We start from the raw sequence: 2,585 nt of genomic DNA, 5'->3' as shown, positions 1-2,585 counted from the left end.
AATACCTTCTTCGCCCTCAAGCACAACAGCCTTGCAGAATTCTGGAACATCAGAATAAAGGGTAGTATTTGCGTCCTTCCAGTTATTATAGACCTTCCTAATTTCTTTAATCTGTTTATCTGTTAAGACTGTCTTTTTCTTTTTCTTTCCCTTGTCAATCACGATTTCTTCGATATTTTCATCCCAGTGACGTAGATCCATAAAAAGCACTTCATTTGTGCGGTCACGTAAATGTCTACCATTTACGGTTCTCTCTTTCTTATTCATATTCATAATCCACAACGTAACGGAAATATCAGTGGTATAAAACATATCTCGAGGCAAAACAATAATTGCTTCAATTTTATCCCGTTCTAATAACTCTTTTCGAATTTCATATTCAGCACCGCTCGCATTAAGGGCACCATTTGCAAGCAAAAAACCGGCAATACCATTTGTTATATCAAGCTTTGATAACATATGAAGAATCCATGCATAATTCGCATTCGCAACAGGCGGAGTTGCAAATCCTTTAAAACGTGGATCATCAGTCAACTGATCGTCACCACGCCATCCTTTAAGGTTAAAAGGAGGATTAGCCATGATATAGTCTACTTTTTTATCGGGATGTAAATCTTCAGTAAATGTAGATGCATTCTTGTCACCTAAATTATGAGCAATACCGCGAATAGCGAGATTCATTTTACAAAGACGCCACGTATCTTGCTTACTTTCCTGCCCAATAATTGATATATTTTGTCTATTTCCATTATGTTGGTCAACAAATTTTAGAGACTGTACAAACATACCTCCAGAACCACAGCAGGGATCATATACAACTCCGCTATAAGGTTCAATGATTTCTGCAATCAATTTAACTACGCAAGCAGGTGTATAAAATTCTCCATCTTCCTTAGTACCAGCAGCAGCATAGATTTGCAAGAAATACTCATATACACGACCAATAAGATCTTCATCATGAAAACGCTGTTCATCAATCTTATTTATTTCATCAATCAAAGACTTAATTGACTCTTTGCTAGCGCCTAAAGTAGCAAATAAATTTTGTGGTAATGCTCCTTTTAGAGAAATATTGTTTTCCTCAATATCTGCCATAGCTTTATCAACGATAACAACAATATCATTAGCACTAGCGTTTTTTACAATATAAGACCATCGAGCTGTTTCATTAACATAGAATACATTTACTGCATTGTAAAACGATACTTTATCAAGAAACGCTGGAATATCTCCGTGTTGCTCTTTTATTTCAATACGCCGTTTTTCAAATTTATCTCCAGCAAATTTTAAGAATACTAATCCGATAACGGCATCTCTGTTTTTTTCTGTGCTACCGATACCTCGCAATGCAACACGACAATTCCATAATATACTTTCAAGAGAAATCTCTTTTGTTTTCGTAGCTTTTGCCATCTATATTTCCTCCACTTTTCATTTTTTAAATTATTTCAGCTTACTTTATTTAATTTTTACTTAACGTGCCTTTTGCACGAAAAGAGAACACTACCCCTAATTATCTTAATGTACCTACCTTACTTTCTAAAATCACTAAGCTCCAAAACCGCACTCTCTCCACGATCCTCTTCCTCCATGTTATCTAATCTTTCCACCAACTCCCCTATTATAACAACCATCTCATGCTTACTATATTCCCTATCATCAAAGCCATTTACTTCTCCATGGGCCCTTTTGTAAAGCTTCTTCGCATACTTTAACTGTTTATCCGTAGCTGGCTCTGTTTTCTGTTTTTTTACTCTCTCCACAGCATTACCCTTTAGCTTAGCTATTTTTTTAACGTATCTCTCTTCAAATACCTTTTTAATATCCGCTAAGAGCTCATCATCTACATCAAATCTTTCATTTGTAATTCTCTTAACATACTGCAGCTTTCCATCGTTCTCTTCGAATTTATCTTTAAACCAATAATCAAACACAGAATCAAAAACGTCATCCTCAGAGATTGCTTTTAAAGAAGTAGTCATACTACCACTAATACTAAGCTTCCATTTTTGTTCTAAAGCAACATATAACATAAAAAACCTCCTCAATAAAAACACCGAAAACATAAAAGAAAAAGGAACCAGGTTACACCCATAATCTTATCCGAACGTTTCAGTACACCATAATATTTTACATAAAATCATAAAGTTTACTTCAAAGAAAACAAACCAGGTTACACCCATAATTTTATCCGAACGTTTCAGTACACCTAATTGATATATTTACTTGAATATTTTTTTATTGTATTTATACTAAATTTTAATTCCTGAGCTATCTGTGTGTATGTCATTCCTTTTTCTTTTAATTTCTTTATAGATTCTATTTTTTCTAATTTAGTCTTTTCTCTTTTAGTAAGTCCATTTTCATCTCTTCTCTTTTCCTTTTGTTTTTTCTTATTCTGCTCATTATCTCTTCTCTTAATTTCTTTCGTATTAATAATAGTCTTAAGAACCCTCATTTCATCTTCAATAATGTTTAAAAGACCTATAAGCGTTGTATTTTTATAGTTGTAACCCTTATATTTATATCCAGATCTGTTTTTTTTTTTAGCATCGCCATCTTTAATCTCAATTTTAAATTGCTCT

The 2,585-nt window shown here is 33.4% G+C and carries 3 protein-coding genes; all 3 read right to left on the bottom strand.

Annotated features, from left to right (window positions below):
* Window positions 1–1,413, bottom strand: a 1,413-nt coding sequence (locus KPL50_RS26230; RefSeq protein ID WP_216301421.1) for a type I restriction-modification system subunit M, incomplete at its 3' end; no start/stop codon positions are given.
* Window positions 1,414–1,532: 119 nt separating this feature from the next.
* A complete protein-coding gene (locus KPL50_RS26225) occupies window positions 1,533–2,033 on the bottom strand; it encodes a hypothetical protein (RefSeq protein ID WP_216212543.1) in 501 nt (166 codons plus the stop codon).
* Window positions 2,034–2,209: 176 nt separating this feature from the next.
* Window positions 2,210–2,585 (bottom strand): helix-turn-helix domain-containing protein (locus KPL50_RS26220; protein WP_375372964.1); only part of this gene is annotated, 376 nt, incomplete at its 5' end.

The organism is Clostridium sp. CF012 (assembly GCF_018861755.1).
Taxonomy (GTDB): Bacteria; Bacillota; Clostridia; order Clostridiales; family Clostridiaceae; genus Clostridium_AD.
This window is presented reverse-complemented; position numbering and strand designations above follow the sequence as displayed.

Bases quoted from the DNA above. Each gene is read 5' to 3' on its own strand.
- KPL50_RS26225 (WP_216212543.1), bottom strand. From the start codon at position 2,033: ATGTTATATGTTGCTTTAGAACAAAAATGGAAGCTTAGTATTAGTGGT.